The 17,108-nt window shown below is 59.5% G+C and carries 11 protein-coding genes and 2 pseudogenes; 2 read left to right on the top strand and 11 right to left on the bottom strand.

Annotation, left to right across the window (positions count from 1 at the left end):
- Window positions 1–215 precede the first annotated feature (215 nt).
- From ACF8FB_RS17930 to ACF8FB_RS17915, 4 genes and pseudogenes are all read right to left on the bottom strand, one after another.
- Entirely contained in the window at window positions 216–2,267 is a 2,052-nt protein-coding gene (locus tag ACF8FB_RS17930) for a TonB-dependent receptor (RefSeq protein WP_392511625.1), read from the bottom strand.
- Window positions 2,268–2,348: 81 nt separating this feature from the next.
- Complete coding sequence (locus ACF8FB_RS17925; protein ID WP_392510226.1) at window positions 2,349–2,756, bottom strand: DUF2946 family protein; 408 nt, start codon at window positions 2,754–2,756, stop codon at window positions 2,349–2,351.
- A 328-nt stretch (window positions 2,757–3,084) separates the two neighbouring features.
- Window positions 3,085–4,740, bottom strand: a pseudogene (locus tag ACF8FB_RS17920) (TonB-dependent receptor); the annotation flags it as partial.
- Window positions 4,741–4,920: 180 nt separating this feature from the next.
- A complete protein-coding gene (locus ACF8FB_RS17915) occupies window positions 4,921–5,793 on the bottom strand; it encodes a LysR family transcriptional regulator (protein ID WP_392511624.1) in 873 nt (290 codons plus the stop codon).
- Between the two features lie 101 nt (window positions 5,794–5,894).
- On the opposite strand from ACF8FB_RS17915, the gene ACF8FB_RS17910 reads away from it, so the two are divergent.
- Entirely contained in the window at window positions 5,895–6,308 is a 414-nt protein-coding gene (locus ACF8FB_RS17910; RefSeq protein ID WP_010954206.1) for a VOC family protein, read from the top strand.
- Window positions 6,309–6,466: 158 nt separating this feature from the next.
- Entirely contained in the window at window positions 6,467–7,783 is a 1,317-nt protein-coding gene (locus ACF8FB_RS17905; protein WP_392511623.1) for a cation:dicarboxylate symporter family transporter, read from the top strand.
- Window positions 7,784–7,984: 201 nt separating this feature from the next.
- Here the strand turns inward: ACF8FB_RS17905 and ACF8FB_RS17900 are convergent, their stop codons facing one another.
- From ACF8FB_RS17900 to ACF8FB_RS17870, 7 genes and pseudogenes are all read right to left on the bottom strand, one after another.
- A complete protein-coding gene (locus ACF8FB_RS17900; RefSeq protein WP_392511622.1) occupies window positions 7,985–8,707 on the bottom strand; it encodes a DUF4198 domain-containing protein in 723 nt (240 codons plus the stop codon).
- 14 nt (window positions 8,708–8,721) lie between these two features.
- The gene (locus ACF8FB_RS17895) at window positions 8,722–10,812 is read right to left on the bottom strand and encodes a TonB-dependent siderophore receptor (protein WP_392511621.1); all 2,091 of its coding nucleotides are present in this window, start codon (window positions 10,810–10,812) and stop codon (window positions 8,722–8,724) included.
- A gap of 352 nt (window positions 10,813–11,164) precedes the next feature.
- Window positions 11,165–12,079: a GTP cyclohydrolase FolE2 gene (gene folE2 / locus ACF8FB_RS17890; RefSeq protein WP_392511620.1), complete on the bottom strand. Its 915-nt coding sequence runs from the start codon at window positions 12,077–12,079 to the stop codon at window positions 11,165–11,167.
- Between the two features lie 113 nt (window positions 12,080–12,192).
- A pseudogene (locus ACF8FB_RS17885) lies at window positions 12,193–12,741 on the bottom strand (GTP-binding protein); the annotation flags it as partial.
- Window positions 12,742–12,787: 46 nt separating this feature from the next.
- Window positions 12,788–13,780 carry a porphobilinogen synthase gene (hemB, locus tag ACF8FB_RS17880; protein WP_232014143.1) on the bottom strand — a complete coding sequence of 331 codons (993 nt, stop codon included), beginning with the start codon at window positions 13,778–13,780 and terminating at the stop codon, window positions 12,788–12,790.
- Between the two features lie 5 nt (window positions 13,781–13,785).
- Complete coding sequence (locus tag ACF8FB_RS17875) at window positions 13,786–14,220, bottom strand: DUF4440 domain-containing protein (RefSeq protein ID WP_049587855.1); 435 nt, start codon at window positions 14,218–14,220, stop codon at window positions 13,786–13,788.
- A gap of 497 nt (window positions 14,221–14,717) precedes the next feature.
- Window positions 14,718–16,883, bottom strand: coding sequence for a putative bifunctional diguanylate cyclase/phosphodiesterase (locus tag ACF8FB_RS17870; RefSeq protein ID WP_392511619.1), 2,166 nt, complete (start codon window positions 16,881–16,883; stop codon window positions 14,718–14,720).
- Between the last annotated feature and the right edge of the window lie 225 nt (window positions 16,884–17,108).

The raw sequence follows: 17,108 nt of genomic DNA, 5'->3' as shown, positions 1-17,108 counted from the left end.
CGGTAGTGGATACCGGTACTTTGACGGCGCCCTGGAAAAGCCTCCTGGCGTTCACATGTGATGCCCTTCGCCATGTTTGATTGCTGGATTACGAACATAGCCTGTTTTCTGGCAATTCGAAAGCCAATCGATCGCCACGGCCAACAAGTGGTCGAGCAAGCCAAGGCAGCTGAGGGTGTTGCCCGAACCACTGGCGCCGACCAACGGGCAGGCTTTCAGAAATCGAACGTCACGCCGGCATACAGCGCACGACCGTCACCCGGGGAGTGGAGGGAGGCATCCGCACCATCCGGGTCGTACCACACGTACTCGTAGTAGCGGTTGGTGAGGTTCTTCAACTGCAGGTCGACACTCACCGTTTCGTTGACCTTGTAGGTCGCGCCAAGGTTCGTGAGCACGTAACCGCCATACCGGCCCTGGGTATTCTCGCGTTCCAGGTAGTAGTGGGTCTGGCCATTCATCCAGGCCGTCAATTGCAGGGCAGGGGTGGCCTGGTAGCTGATGCCGGTGTTCCACAGGTGATGCGGCACGTGATCGATTTCCTTGCCTTTGCTGGCTGGCAAGGCACTGCTGGGCTCAAGGATTTTCGAGTACTGCCAGGAATACGACATCCACATCTCGGTGCGTGCGTCCGGGTGCAGGTTAACCTGCAGGTCATAGCCCCAGCGGCGTGTCTCGCCGACGTTGTCCGACTCGCCGCTGGGGTCGTTCAGACGGCGGCTGACCTCGCCCGTGGCGTCCTGGCGCCAATAGGCGAAGCGGCCATCGACCCAACCGGCTGGCGTGAACTTGACACCGGTTTCCCAGCCTTCGTTGATCGACGGAGAAAGGTCTTCGTTGCGCGGTGGTACTTTGTAGGCGGCCGCGCCCGTACCCACCTGGAACGTTCTGCCCCAATTGGCATAGACGCTGGCGACCTTCCAGGGTGAATAGACCACGCTGAGCTTGGGCTGTTTGATCAGGCCGTAGTCGTTGATGTCGTAATCCAGGCCGGTCATCTCGTTGGTGAAGTCACCGCTGATCCTGTCCACACGGTACGCCGGGACAATCTTCAGCGATTCGACCGGTTCGATCTCCGCCTGCACATAGGCCCCCGCGGTGTTGAAGTCGTAACGCTGGTCGCGGGTTTGCGCCTGCCGCACGCGGTTGAGCGTGCGGTAACGTTCGCTGCGGTTTTCCTGCTTCTGGATATCGCTGCCGCCTTCCAGGGCGAAGGCATGCAGCCAGTCGACCTGCGGGCGCCAGGTGAGCGAGGTAATGGCGCCGTACTGGGTTTCGTACGTGTCGCGCTCCTGCTGCGAACTGCTGCTCCAGTACTGGGTCCAGCGCCGGTCGTCAAAGGTGTTGACGTAGGTCCTGGCGGACCAGGACAGGGTCTGCGCCAGTTCGGTATCGAAATGCAGGCTGATCTGGTTCATCCGCCGCGTGCCCTTGTCCGTGGCGTTGTAGTCGTTGCTCATGCGCGGGTGGTGGCGGGCGTTGTCCTCGGTCAGGTAGCCGGCCTCCTGCGCTTCGGACTCGTAATGGCGGGCGATCAGGCCCACGCGGTAGTTGCCATTGTCCGGGGTGTAGAACCATTTACCGCCGAAGCTGTAGCGTTCGGTGTCGGCATGGTCGCGGTAGCCGTCGACCTGCTGGCGGGCTAAGAAGTAGTTCTGCGTCCAGTTACTGGTCTCGATGCCCTTGGCCAGTTGCACCTCGCGGGTGTTGAAGCTGCCATAACGCATGCGCGCTTTGTTGTAGTTGCCGCCGGTACGGGTATTGATGTTGACGTTGCCCGCAATGTTGTTCAGGCCATAGCGCGGGTCGCTGGTGCCGCGCACCACCTCGATGCTGTCGATGTCCATGGGGAACACCGAGTCGATGAAGGGCATGTTGCCGTCATTGGTGTTGCTGGGAATGCCGTCGATCAACAGTTTCACGGCGTTGATTTCGCCTTCGCCATTGAAACCGCGGAACGAAAGCTTGCCGGAGGTGGTGCCTTGGTTGAACTCGGTGAGCATCACCCCCGGTGCCCGGCGGAACAGCTCCCAGCTGTAGGCAACAGGCATCTTCTCGAGGATGTCGCCGCCCAGAATATCCACCGAACTGAGCACGCTGGTTGTGGCCAGGGGGCCGCTGTCGGTGCCGGTCACATTGACCGCGCCGAGGGTGAGTACCGAGTTTTCGGCAGGCAGTGTTTCAGCGATGGCAAGTGACAGTGGGTTGAGGCCGAACAAGGCGAGCACGGGCAGTACGGCGCGTGCGGTACAACGGAACGCAGGCATGTGTGGTTTCCTGGCAAGAACGGTCGGGCAAGGTCAGGCGTCGTGCAGCGCACGCCATGACCACAAGACAGCAGCGACGGTTCAGGCCAGGGGTGAGGCGCGGGGATTCAGCCGAGGCCACTGTTCTCGCGGCAGCGGCAAGGCATGACGGTCTCCCAGTAGAAGGTCGGCCGGCCAGTAGCGGGGGAACAGATGGCGGTAGTAATCACCGCCTGCCAAGGCATGGCCGGCATGGCCACAACAGCAGTCACCACTCTGGTGCTTGGGTTCAGGGGAATGGTCGAGTTGCGGCAGGTCTGCCTTGAGCTGGGCCAGCAGTGACTTGGGCAGGCTCTGGGCACCGTGAAGGCTGCAGAAACTGCCGAGAATCAACGACTGGCTGTCGAGGCGAGGTGATTGCAAGGCACGGTCGAGCGGCATCGCCAGCAGGTTGAACAGCAGGGCGAAGCAGGCGAACAGACAAAGATGAGCACGAGCACGTGAAAGCATGAGTCACCCGACCGAACGTGGCGCGAATTAAGCCGCATCCGTTGCGGGCTGTACAAGTTCCGTGGTGCGCCATTTTGTCGCGGGCGTACCACGCTGAGGGCTCAACGACTGCGCATGCAGGCGGCCATCATGAACGTTCGGCTCAGGTTTTTTATTGGAAGGCAGAGGCCAAGAGAGTGGCTATCCCTTCCGGTGTTTTATGCTTGGCAGGGTTCTCATCGGGCCAAACAAAAGCCGGGGCGTATTACCGTCCCGGCTTTTGTTTTTCAGAGAACAGCGGCAATCGCTTAGGCCGCAGCCAAACACGAAATGCGCTCGGTCGGTGTCATCAGTAGCGCCACTGCACAGCGACTTCCAGGCTGCGCGGTTCACCCAGGTAGTACTGGGTGTTGGTCTGGTGGATGAAGCGGGCATACACCTCGTCGGTGAGGTTGCGCAGCCGCGCGCTGACTTGCACGTGCTTGTCCAGGTCGTGGGTCATGGACAGCCCGTAGACGGTGTACGACGGTACCCATGCGGTGTTGGCAGTGTTGGCGTACACCGATGAGACATAGCGGGCATCGGCCCCGACCTGCCAGCCAGGCGCCAGGTCGTAGGTCAACCAGAGGTTGGCCACGCGGTCGGGGAAGTTGACCGGGTTCTTGCCCTTGCGCGAGTACACCACGCCGCCGATGGTCTCGTTGAATTCATCGTATTCGGCATTTACCCAACTGAAGTTGCCCGCCGCCAGCAGCTTGGGCGTGACCTTGAAGGAGGCTGCCAGCTCGATGCCGGTGGAGGTCTGCTGGCCCGCCTGCTCGGTGGTGTTGGGCACGGTCGAGGAGGGCACGGAGATATCCTTGCGCACGATGCGATACGCCGCTGCCGTCGCCGAGCCGCGGCCGTCGAGGAAGTCGAACTTGCTGCCTACCTCGACCTGACGGCCGGTGCTCAGGTCGAAGTCGCCGACCTGGCTGATCGAGGCGCTGGTCAGGGTACCGCCTGGTGGTTCGGCCGAGGTGCTGTATTGGGTGTACAGGCTGACGTTGGATGTCAGTTCATAGACCAGGCCCAGGCGACCGGTGATGGCGTCCCAGCGTCGGTCGAGCCTGGCTCGCGCCACATGGTCGACCACGTCGAAGTCGATATGGTCGTAGCGCAGCGCGGTGATCAATGATAGTTGATCGGTCAGGCGGGTACGGTTCTCGACGAAGGCCGAGGTGGTGTCGGTGGTGGTGGTTCTGCCCTTGGTCATGGGCGCGTCCATACCGGGGATATCGAGGAAGTGCCCGGGTTCGAAGCCGTTCGGGTCAACCGTGTCGAACGCCCCCTTGGACAGCGGGTAGTTGGTTTGCTGGTTGGTGCTGTAGTCCATGCCGAACGCCCAGTCGCTGGCAAGGCCGAACAACTGGCCCTGGTGGGTCAGCTCCAGCTTGTCGCCGTTGACCTCCTGGTCGTGCCGCTGGCGATAGCCGCCTGAGCGAGCGATGGCGCTGTTGTCGGCGTTGTAGCGATACACCTCGAGATTGCGGTAATCGCGCTGGCCGTTGTAGTGGTAGAAGGTGTTACGCAGTTGGGTGTTGTCGTCGAAGCGGTAGTCGGTGATCGAGCGCAGCCACCGGGTGCGCTGCTCGTAGCGACCGTCTTCGACGTTGTAGTTGTTGAAACGGTTGTGCTTGTCAATGTGCAAGGTACCGACCAATGGCTGCAATACCGGTGTGCCCCAGTAGGGGCTGTCCTCTTGCTCTTCCAGGTATTCGATGGCCAGCGTGTGTGAGAGCTGATCGTTGATGTCGCTAAGCAGCGAGAAGGCCAGGTTGCCGGCCCCATTCTCCTGGCGATCGATATAGCCGTTGGTGCTGGTGCGGCTGTAGTCGAGGCGCGCATGGTGGCGTGGGCCGTCGCCCGTGTTCAGCGCCTTGTTGAAGGCAACCGACGTTTCCATGGTGTCGTAGCGTGCATAACTGACGCGCCCTTCGAAGGTGTCCACTGCCCGCGTGTGCAAACAATCGCGCGGCATGCCGGCTGCAGGCGGGTTAAAATGCGCAGGGGTAACGAGAGATGGGCGACACCCTCGGAGATGTAGGCCGCCACTCCTGTTGTTGCCAGTATGGGCGTGGTGAGATCCGGCCCCGAGTCAGTTCAAGCATGATGGCTGAGGCAGTCAACGCAGACCGTGTGTGATCTATGGGAAGCTGCAGTTATTCATAAGCTGTGCCTTCAAAACCTCCACCGCTTTGGGCCTTCTGGGGTTGGCCTTGTGAAGCAGGACTACCTGGCGCATGTAGCGGTCAGCGTCCGACACGGGTGTTGCCTGTACGTCGTCAGTCTTCAATCCGGCCCAGAGTGGGACAACAGACACCCCCATGCCTTTTGCGACCATGATGTAGATAGCATCCAGCGCATCCAGATTACAGAGGACATCGGGCTGCAGGTCATTGTCATTCAAGTACTGCTGTGCAATCTGCCCACCCCAGGCATGTGAGTCATATCGAATCAGGTTTCGACCAAGAATCGTCGAGCGGATGTCGCACTTGTCAACGGGGTCTTTGGTCAAAAGCATCAGGGGTTCTTCTCGAAGAACCTGTATACGAATGCTTTTGGGGACGCTGAAGGGCGGACATACCATGACTCCCGCATCGAGCTCTCCGCAGGCTACTTGTTCGTAAAGACTGCGCGAGTCCCCTGGCGTGATGCGTAGCCTCAGTTGCGGGGCAATGCTTGATAGCTGATTCATGGCCTCTGGCAATATGCCTGTCAACGCTGTAGAGATCGCACCGATCTTGAGATACCCCGACAGGCTACTGGTGTCCAGATCCTCTTTCAGCTCTGCTGCCCCCTGGATCAGATCTCGAATCTTCGGCAGCAACGACAGACATTTCTCGGTAGGTTCGACAGCATGTGCGCTTCGGTTCAGGAGTTCGCACGCCAGCGATTTCTCGAGGGCTTGTATACGCTGGCTGACTGCAGGTGCTGTCAGGTTTTCCCGTCGAGCCGCCGCTGCAATCGAGCCAGTCTCTATCACTGCCATCAGGCTTTCGAGAAATCGAGTGTCCAAAACATTTCCTTTCGCTGAGAGATGGAAAAATGCGCTTTAGCACTTGCGCGAGGCTACGCTAACCTCCCCGAAAGTTCTATCAGAAACCAAAGAGGTCAGTTATGAAATCGTTATTTCATGTTTCATACCATGTTACAGATCTCGAAGCATCTCGTAACTTCTACGGTAACATTCTCGGCTGCAAAGAAGGCCGCACGAGTGAAACTTATGTGGATTACGATTTCTTCGGTCACCAGATTTCGCTTCACAAAGGTGTTCCTTTTCCAACTACCCGTACTGGTAAAGTCGGCGACCATGAAGTGTTGATGCCGCATATCGGCTTGGTGCTGCATCTGGATGACTGGTTCGCGATGGCAGACCGCCTGGCGCTTCATGGCGTGCAGTTCGACATACCGCCGGTTGTACGATTCCCGGGCCAACCTGGGGAGCAGCGAACGATGTTTTTCCTGGACCCCAGTGGCAACCCGATCGAGATCAAAGGGTTCAAGGACTTTGAAGGTGTATTTGCCACCTGATTGGCATAAACCTTCGGGACGCGCCTCCCGCTTTGTCTGCGTGAGATAAGAGGCGTGTATCGGTGAGTGGCCACTCAATAAAAATAACAGGCTCCAACGATGTGTTTGGCATTTTTGCCGGCCAATGTACAGTCCAAATTATAATAACTGGAGGACGTATGGCAAAGACTAGTCTGGTGACTAGAATTATTGCAGGTCTTGTGCTCGGGGTTGTAGTGGGGGCACTTCTCAATTTCTTTCCCGAGTATAAAGCCTGGATAATCAGCAGCCTTTTACAACCCGTCGGCGACATTTTCATCAAGATGATGAAGATGATTGTCGTACCCCTCGTATTCGCGTGCATGGTCGGCGCGATCGCAGGCAATGGTGATAGCAAGGCGATAGGGCGGGTCGGGGTGAAAGCCCTGTTCTACTTCTTCGTCGTGACCAGCATCGCAATTGTGTGTGGCCTGCTGGTTGGCAATCTTGCGCAGCCAGGCGTAGGTGCCAACTTGACGACCCTGGCAAACACCCAAACGCTCTCGCTTCCGTCTACCTCGGAGAACACTGGGTTTGGTCAAGTCATCCTCAACATCATCCCGGACAATATCGTCGGTGCAATGGCGCAAGGAAAGCTGCTGCCTGTCCTGTTCTTCTCGGTCATGTTCGGCTTTGGGCTAAGTGCTCTGGACAAAGAGAAGAAAATGCCGTTGATCGCGGTAGTCAATGCCATTTCCGCGACGATGTTCAAGGTGACGCATATCGTGATGCACTACTCACCCATCGGGATCTTTGGCCTGATCGGCGTGACGGTCGCCAACTTCGGGCTTTCCGCGTTGCTGCCTCTGGCAAAACTGATTGCCGTCACCTACGTCGCGGTCATTCTGTTCGGCGTAGTCGTGCTGGGCGGCATCGCGAAGGTTGCCGGGATCAACATCTTCGACCTGATCAAGGCGATCAAGGATGAGTTGATCCTGGCGTTCAGTACTGCCGCCTCGGCGACTGTCATGCCCCAGCTGATTGAAAAGGTCGAGGCCTACGGTGCGCCGCGTTCGATTGCTACGTTGGTGATTCCTACGGGTTATTCCTTCAATTTGGATGGCGCATCGCTGTTCGTGGGCATCGGCACGCTGTTCATCGCGCAGCTGTATGAAATTCCCCTGAGCTTGGCTGACCAGGCGATGCTGATCATCATCATGGTGCTGACCTCCAAGGGCGCAGCCGGCGTCCCGGGGGCCATGTTCGTGATCTTGACCGCTACGCTGACCAGTGCCGGCCTGCCTGTGGAAGGTATTGCATTCATCGCCGGAGTCTATCGCTTGATGGACATGCCGATCACGGCGCTGAATGTCTTGGGCAACGCACTGGCGCCTCTGGTGGTGGCGAAGTGGGAGAACCAATACCGGATGCCTGCTGCCCCGGTGGTAGCGCCCGGGGAGCGCCCGCAAGTGTTGACCTGTTCGATTAGCGCTGGGGGCTCGGCAAAAACGACCTAGTGTGTTCATCGACATGATCGCCTGCATGTGATGCAAGTGCCCATCATGCAGGTAATCGACATGCCCATCGTGTTCGATTGCCGTGTGGCCGCAGCCGGGCTTGTGCCAATGGTCATGGTGCGGATGCTGGTTGCAGGCACTCATTCCGAACGCCTCCAACTGCCATACCTCGGCCGTCATGGCCGAGGTATGTCGCTTAGTTTACTCGTGGTGCGGCTTACCCAGGAACGACAGTGAACTGAACAGGCTCTGCTGGGCCACGGGGCTGCCGTCTGCCATTGGCAGGGTAGCCTGGGCCGCGATGATGTTGAGTCCTTCATTGCGTACGGTAATACGTGCCCGGCCTTGCTTGTCGGTGGTGGCGCTGACCTGGTGAGGGGCTCCCCGGTAATCGCCCTGCAGCGGGATATCAGCAGCCGGTTTGCCATCGAGCAGTACCTGCACTTCCAGCGTCTTGCCTGGCCCGACTTGCAGAGGGTCGCTCAGGGGAACGATCGCCAAACGCAGCATGTCCAGTTTCGGCAGGCGTGCACCGCTCTGGTAGATCGCCAGGCTGTATTTCAAGCTGTGGGTGGAGGCGATCGCATCCTTGACGTGGGTGCGATCCTGATTGACCCATTGCTTGTCCGGGCGCTGTGACCAAGGCCCGTTGTCCAGCAGCACGGCAAGTGCCGCAGGCGGGGTAAGTGGTTGCAGCGCGGCATGATCCGCCAGGCGCTCGACCGTGACCGGGATCATGTTCCCGGTCACGTCGAACGCCCAGGCGCGCTTGATCTTTTCCGCCTTGTAGGCGTTATCCTCGGCGCCGTGGCCGTACACGGCCTCGATATTGCCACGTCGCTCCTCGGTCCACAGGCCGTGGGCGCCTGCGTTGACGCTGACCATCAGGGTCAACAGGGAAGCGACTTTCAACGATGGATGCATGATGGTTCCTCGGTTCAAAGGCTCAGGGTCAGGCTTACACTGAAGTTGCGTGGCTCCCCGGGCAGCACCCAAGCGCTGTTGTACGAGCGTTCGTAGTACTTGCGGTCGAACAGGTTGTTGAGGTTAAGGCCGACGGTGACCTGTTCGCTGGCCTTGTAGTGCGCCAGCAGGTCGACCGTGCTGTAGGCGTCCAGGGTGAAGTCGCTGCCGGCCTGGCCGGAGCGTTCGCCGACGTAGTTCACCGCTGCGCCCACATCCGAGCCGCGCAGGGCACCGTCCTGGAATTCGTACACGCCCATCAGGCTGCCGCTGTTACGGGGGATGCCGAGCAAGTCGCTGCCTTTGGGCAGGGCTGCGTCGCCTTTGGTGACCTCGGCGTCGATGTAGGCGTAGGCGCCGATCACTCGCAACGCGTCGGTCAGTTGGCCGCTGAACTGCAGGTCCAGGCCTTGGCTGCGCGCTTCGCCCGCCGCCACGCTCTCGCCAAGGGCGTCGGTGGTGATGACGTTCTCCTTGTCGATATGGAACAGGGCGATGGTCGCGCCCAGGCGGCTGTCGAGAAGGTCGAGCTTGACTCCGGTCTCGTAACCCAAGCCCTTTTCAGGCTTGTACACCTGGCCCTGGGTGCCGATGGTGTTGGGTTTGAACGAAGTGGATGCGTTGGCGAACACGCCGACTTGCGGGGTCAGTTGGTACAACACCCCGATGCGCGGTGTGGCAACGTCCTTTTCCTGGCTGTTGCTGAGACCCGTGGTGCGGTTCTGCGAGGTCTGCTCGAAGCGCTCCAGGCGTACGCCCAGCAACCCGCGCAGGCGCTCGGTGAAAGCGATCTGGTCTTGCAGGTTGATCGCGTAGCTTTCAGTGTGCTCGAAGAAGTCGTTGGCACGGGTGATGGCTGGCTTCGGCTTGCCGTATACCGGGTTGTAGATATCCAGCCCATACGCTGCGGACGTGGCGCTTTGCGGGTACTTCTGGCTGTTGCGGTAGTTTTCGTACTCCAGCCCCACCAGGGTCTGATGCTGCCAGCCACCCAGCTCGAACTGCCCGTGCAGCTCGGCCTGGGTGATGTTGTCGTTCCATTCGAAGTCGCGTTCGCGATAGAAGCGCGTGATGGTGGTGCTCACCAGGGCCTGGGGCTCGGAGCTGTTGCCCTTGAGCGTGCCCTGGGTGTAGTGGTTGGCCAGGCGCAGCTTCCAGTTGTCGTTGAGCACGTGTTCCAGCGCCACGTCGAGGGTCTGGTTGTCGTTGCGGATCTCGCCGTCATTCGGCTCGCCAAGGAAGGTCGAGCGCTTGACCGAACCCATTTCGCCGTTGACTGCCGGAATACCGCGATCGAACACCGACTCGGTGCGGGAGAACTCGGTGTCGATCATCAGTCGGTTGTCGGGTGACAGTTGCCAGCTCAGGGAGGGGCTGACGATACGGCGCTCGCTGCCGACATGATCGCGGAAGCTGTCGTTGTCTTCGACAGCGAGGTTGATCCGGCCCAGCAGATTCCCTTCGCTGTCCAGCGGCGAGTTGGCGTCCAGGGCGGTGCGGTAGCGATCCCAGCTGCCTGCGCTGAGGGTGAGGGTACTGAAGGCTTCGGCCTGGGGGCGCTTGGTGACGATGTTGACCAGTCCGCCAGGGTCGCCACGGCCATACAGGCTGGCAGCCGGGCCTTTGAGCACTTCGATGCGCTCGATGTTGGAGGTGTCCGGCGAGCTGTAGCTGCCGCGGTTGATGGCGAAACCGTTCTTGTACAGCTCGCCCGTGGTGAAGCCGCGCACACTGTAGTTGAGGAAAGTCAGGCCGCCGAAGTTGTTCTGCCGCGACACGCCGCCAGCAAAGTCCAGGGCGCGGTCGATGCGGGTGGTGTTGAGGTCCTTGATCACCTGCGCGGGCACGACGTCGATACTCTGCGGCGTGTCGCGGATGTCGGTATCGGTGCGGGTGGCCGTGGCAGAGCGATTGGCACGATAGCCTTGCACCGGCCCGTCGGCGCGCTCTTCGAGGTAGGCGTCGGTGATGGAGGTTTCGTTCAGCAGCAAGGGTTGTGCCGCTGAAATCGGCTGGCCGAACAAGCCCAGCGTCAGGCCGGCCAGAAGGGGGGCACGAGGGTTCACGTAAAGTCTCCGTTTTTCACGCTATAACGTTGCATTGTTGGATACGTCCTGACTTGGGCACTGTCCACGAGCTCGAAGGGGATCACAACGGGTACACCATCAGGCTCCACGGTGTAGGCTGTGCAGGCTGCACTCGATGCCAACATCGATGCCAACATCGATGCCGCGCCCTGCTTCGGGCGGTGCTGCATCACAGATGACAAGAAACCCTTGCGAGTAGAGCGGCCCGCCTTGCGTCAGACCTGACAAATGAATCCTGATGAGGAAATGTTCATGTGTTGGGATGCGCATGTTATTAGATGTAATAACGTAACGCTAGTGGTTATCGTTCATTACCGGTTGCAAATGATTCTTATTGGTCAGGCGCAGCGGCCTGCGGGGCGGACCAGGCCGAAGCATCGTGCGGGTGCAGGCTTTCCAGATGGCGAACGTGCACTTGGCTATCGCGGTAACCGTGCAGGCTTGCCTGAATACGCCGCGCAGCGTCTTCGACGAACATCAGGTTCTGCCCGTTGAGCGCTGCGAAAGCCTGTTCGTCAGCCCGTTTTACGGCGGTCTGAACCGGCGTGCGCAAGGCGCCTTCGACGTGGTCGATCAGGGCCAGCAACCCGAGATCCGGGGCATCGGCAGGTACCGTGACGCGCACTCGAGCTTCGCTGCGTTGGCTATGTGGCGTCGCCAGCGACGCGTTGCTGCGCAGCCACTGCGCGACGGCGCTGACTTCGAGCAGTGGCTGGTCCTTGAAGGTTCGCAGGAAGCCGTCCTCAATCAACTGCCGGGAGAGAGCGGCCGAGCACGGGCAGGTCGAGGAGTAGCCGATCCTGACCTCGATACTCAGGTTCAGCGCCCCGCCGACCTTCGTGGCGAGCACGTGAACCGGGTACGACTTCCAGCCAGAGAGGCCCTCGGTCACCAGTGCAGGGCGGCGAACCAGCAAGTCGAAATCCAGGCGCACCCTGGCACTGCGGCTTTCGCAATCCTGATGGCTGTCGATCATCTCCTGCAACAGCGCAAAGAGGCTTGCCGGCGACACCGCCGCAGCCTGCCCCCAGGCGTCCAGCAGGCGATACAGCCTGGACATGTGAATGCCTTTGACATGCGGTGCCGGCAGGTCGACCTGGACATCCGCCCGGGCGTGCAGCTCACGCTGGTAGGTCGGTTCTTGGATCCTTACCGGCAGGTCGATACCCTGCATGCCGACCCATTGCAGCGGGCTGAGGCTGGGGGCCAGGTCGGTGACGGAAACGTCGGGTAATGCTGAGCTCATCATGTATATCCAGTGGTGGGAGCCTTGCACGTGGCAGCAAGGCGTATGAATCAGTTCCAGCCGGGGAAGGGGGTGGTCAGCTTTATCCAGCCTTCCGGTCCCTGGGCCATTTCCTCATCGGTCAGCAGGTCGACCACGGTGCGCACGTCTTCCTCGCCCAGCGATTCACCGCGTGCCTGCAGGCTGTCGCGCGAGCTGTAGTCGCGCAGGAAATTGAAGGCATCGACCACGGTGACCATGGTGTCGAGGCGTGCCACTTCGCTGAGGCTACGGCCATCCTCGCCTTCGAAGGTGAAGGTTTCCGCCACCGGCAGTGGCTCGGAGATGCCCGTCGATTCGATGACCAATTGGTCGAAACGACCCTCTTTGGCTAGACGGTCCACTTCGAGCAGAAGGTCTTCGCGCAAGGTGCAGCAAATGCAGCCATTGCTCATCTCCACCAGCTTTTCGTCGGTGCGTGACAGCTCGGCGCCACCCTTGCGTATCAGTGCGGCATCGATGTTCACATCGCTCATGTCGTTGACGATCACCGCGACTCGCCGGCCTTCGCGGTTGTTCAGAATATGGTTGAGCAAGGTAGTCTTGCCGGCTCCGAGGAAGCCGGAAAGTACAGTGACGGGCAGCCGCGCGGCTTCGTTGGTATGGGGGGCAGGTGTGCTCATCGGGAAGCTTCATGATAAAGGGTGGTGCGCATGCGTGCGGCTCTGCTCAGTCCTCGCCTGCATCACGGCGAGTACAGGCGGCGCATTTACCGTGCAGCTCATCCTGGAGGCATTGATGGCGTTCAAACGTGCGGGGATCCAGCCAGCCATGATTGATCGCTGCCTTGAGCATCGAGTATTCACCGCTGACCTGGTAGGCGAATGTCGGCACGGCAAAGGTTGCCTTGACCCTTTGAATGATGTCCAGATAGGGCATGCCGGGCTTGACCATCACCATGTCGGCGCCTTCTTGCAGGTCCAGCGCTACTTCGCGCAGGGCTTCGTCGCTGTTGGCCGGGTCCATCTGGTACGTGCGCTTGTCGCATTTGAGCGCGGCCGCCGAACCCAGCGCGTCGCGGAACGGGCCGTAGAAGCCGGACGCGTACTTGGCGGCGTAGGACATCAGACGCACATCGCTGAACCCGGCCAGGTCCAGCGCGGACCTGAGCGCGCCAATGCGCCCGTCCATCATGTCCGAAGGTGCCAAGGTGTCGATGCCGGCCTGGGCCTGGACCACAGCCTGGGCCGCCAGTACCTGCAAGGTCTCGTCATTGGCCACGCGGCCTTGGCGCAGCACGCCGTCGTGGCCATGGTCGGTGTAGGGGTCCAGTGCGACGTCGCCGATCAAGCCAAGGTTGGGGAACGTGGCCTTGAGCAACCTGGCGGCGCGGCAGATCAGGTTGTCCGCGTCGAGGGCGTGGGTGCCCTCACTGTCTTTGCGCTGCACTGGAGTGGCGGGAAACAGGGCAATGGCCGGAATGCCCAGTTCGACCGCCCGGCCTACGTGATCCGGCAGTTCGGCCAGGCTGACGCGTACCTGGCCCGGCATGGCGGTGATCGCCTCGCGTGTACCTGAGCCTTCCTTGAGAAAAACCGGCCAGATCAGGTCATCGCGAGACAGGCTGTTTTCAGCGACCAGACGACGCGTCCATTCGTCAGCGCGATTACGGCGCAAACGCGTGGCCGGGAACGCGCCCGTTGAGCTCGCGAAGTAGGTCATGCCTCTCATGCCTCGATGGAGGAATGGTGGCCAGTGATCAACCACTGCTGGTCGATCCGCTCGAAGGTGAACAGGAAGCGCGCTGGCACTACCCGCTGCTCGCCGTCGTCACGAAAGACGAAGGTGTACTGGCCTCCAACGACCACGGTCCCCAGCTTGCGGCTGACGCGCTTCTTGAACAACTGGATGTCACAGACCAGCCCGTCGTTAGCGAGGAAATTCTCGAAATAGTTGCGACGGCTGTCGTCGCAGTCACGCACTTGGTTGGACAGGGTCGGAACCAGGATCGCATCAGGTGCGTACAACGCCAGCACCTGATCCACATCGCGTGTGGCCACGGTCGCGGCCCAACGGTAGAGCGCCGCTTTGGCACCTGCCAGGCAGGCCAGTTCGGTGTCGGCGTAGGTTTCGATGGTCGGGTTCTGGCATGTTTCGGTCATGGCGTCTCTCCTGCGCAAGTGGAAAAGATGAACAGTAGCGGCGTAATCTGCTAAGTTGTAAGTGTTATAACATAACATCTATCGCAGGTTGCAAATCATGTTCCTTACCCTTGAGCAGGCACAGGCGGGAAGCCGCTTCGCCTTGACCGATGTGCTTCGCCACATACCCTGGAACCCCCTGGGGCTGATCCCCGCCATCACCCAGTAGCATGACAGCGGCGAAGTCCTGATGCTGGCCTGGATGAACGAAAAGGCGCTGCTTCAGTACATTGCTGGTGCTCAGCAACTCTGGGCGCTTGTTACGTTATGACGAGCGGGATATGGAGAAGAGGGAAATGTCAGCATATTGTGCTGGCATCCAACGCTGACGCCTATAACGCGGGCATGCAGGTGGGGGCTGCCCCCAACTGTCACAGCGCCGGCAACGATGGGCATCGCTTACAAAGCAGCACGAAAATATCAACCCGGCGAGCCGAGGACATCACCATGGCGGTGGACTAGTCGGCCAAGAAAGTCCTGAGCGCCTCATGCGACATGGGTCTCGCAAAGTAATAGCCTTGGAGAATATCGCAGCGCTCCCTTTCCAGGAAGTTCACCTGAGGCGCAGTTTCCACACCTTCAGCGACTACTGACAGGCTGAGATGATGGGCCATCGAAATGATGCCTTGAGTGATTGCTGCATCGTGTGGGTTCGTCGAGATGTCCTGGATAAAGGAGCGGTCAATCTTGATTTTGTCTATTGGCAAGCACTTGAGATAACTCAGGCTGGAGAACCCCGTACCGAAATCATCCAGCGCAATGCGTACACCCAAGTCTTTGAGGCGGTGCAAGGTTGCGATTGCTTGTTCAACGTTATGCAGCAAGAGTGACTCGGTTATCTCCAGCTCCAATTGTCCGGCGCTGAGCCCATGCTTGCTCAACACTGCCTGGATACATTCAACGAACTGACCGCACTGGAAATGCATCGGCGAAATATTCACGGCCATCGAGATACCGTTGAAGCCCTGATCACATAGGTTGCGCAACTGCGCGCACGCCGTATCGAGTACCCAAAGGCTCAGAGGGATAATTTGACCACTGTCCTCTGCCACCGGTATGAAAACCGCTGGAGAGATCAACCCTCTAACCGGATGCTCCCAGCGCAACAACGCTTCGATCCCGACCACCCGACGCGTGCGCGCTTCTATTTGCGGTTGATAATGCAGGCTGAACGATTGAGTTTTGATAGCCTTTTGCAGGTCATTACGTAGGCTTCTGTGCTCGCAAACGCGGTGGTTAAGATCGCTGGTGTACCATTGAAAGTTGTTCCGACCTTGTTGCTTGGCTTTGTACATGGCCATGTCAGCCTGCTGGATCAACTTCATCGGCTGCTCGATGTGACCATCGCTTACCGTAATACCGATACTGGTACTCACGTGCAGGTCAATACCCTGGATACAGTAGGGTTTGCCAATGCTGGCCAGCAGTCGCTCGGCCACCGGGACAGCGTCTTCGTCACGAAGCAGGTCCGTCAGCAGAACGACAAACTCATCGCCGCCCATACGCACGACGGTATCAGCCGGACGGACCTGCTGGGTCAAGCGCTGTGCCACCTCGATCAGCACTTGATCGCCGAAGTAGTGCCCGATGGAGTCGTTGATGGATTTGAATCCATCCAGGTCGATGTACATGACCGCCTGGACAAGCCGGTCTTCCAGAGACAGGCGGTTAAGCAAACCCGTCAGCCCGTCATGGCTGGCATTGATACTCAACTGGCGCTCGTAATGCTTCTGTTTGCTGATATCCCGCGCGATGCCGAATACCCCGACGATCTCGCCATTGACCATGATTGGCAGGTTAGCGATATCCATGATCAACTGCTTGTCGTCGCTCTCGTCGCGCACCCTTGCCTCGAATCGCTGCGGCTCACCGGCGCGGGCCGCGAAAAAATGCTGATTCACTTTCGGCAGGTCTTCTTCGAACACGAGGTGGGAGAAATGATGGCCGACAAGATCAGTTGCCGCGCCAGCTTTAAGCTTCAGGCCAGCTGGGTTCACACTCTGGATGTTGCCCGCCCTGTCAAGGGCGAAAACCGGGTTGGGGTTGTAGGTAAACAATGAGCGAAACCGTTGTTCGCTTTCCTCCAGACGTTGGCCGTCACGCTCATGCCGGATCGCAATGGCAGCCAGTTGCGCCGCGCAGGTCAGCCGATGGATCTGCACCTCGCTTGGCGCAATCGCTTGATCCTGGTATAGCGCAAATGTCCCAAGAACGGAGCCCTCATGCGAGAGTAATGGCAACGACCAGCAGGAGCGTAGATTGTACCCTAGCGCCAGACTGCGAAAACGCTCCCAGCTCGGATCCCGGGCTATATCCGCTGTCACCACCAGCTCGCGGCGGAATGCAGCTGTGCCACACGTACCTTCCTGAGGCCCGATGGGCAAGCCATGGATTGCATCGCTGTAGGCAGGCGGCAGGCCAGGCGCGGCGCCCTTCAGCAAATGCTTGCCTTGCGCATCGGTGAGCAGTATCGAACACAGCGTGCCGGGATCCTGGGCGTCGATCATCAAGCAGATGGCGGTGAGGATGTCGTGCAGTTGATGATTGGTCGCAATCATACCGAGTATGTCGCGCTGAGACTCGGAAAGCGCCATGCTGTGATAGCTCGTGCAGGAGGTGTTCATGGGAGTTCCTGAGTACTTGCGAGGCCTTCCGGTTCCCTGAACGGCTGGAGAATTGAGTGCCCGGGTACAGTCCGATCGCACCCCGATCGCGAAAACTTATAAAGCAGTGGGCCTTCCACGAAAAAGACTCAGGTGGATGATAAAAGAACGTATCAGATGGAGCGCGTGCGCCTAAACTCGGCTCGCCTCGGCCTGCCCGCTGACTGTTTCTGAACCGATCGCAGA

The organism is Pseudomonas sp. yb_2 (genome assembly GCF_043103905.1).
GTDB lineage: Bacteria > Pseudomonadota > Gammaproteobacteria > Pseudomonadales > Pseudomonadaceae > Aquipseudomonas > Aquipseudomonas alloputida.
Note: the sequence above shows the minus strand (reverse complement) of the source record. Positions and strands in the feature narration are given on the sequence as shown.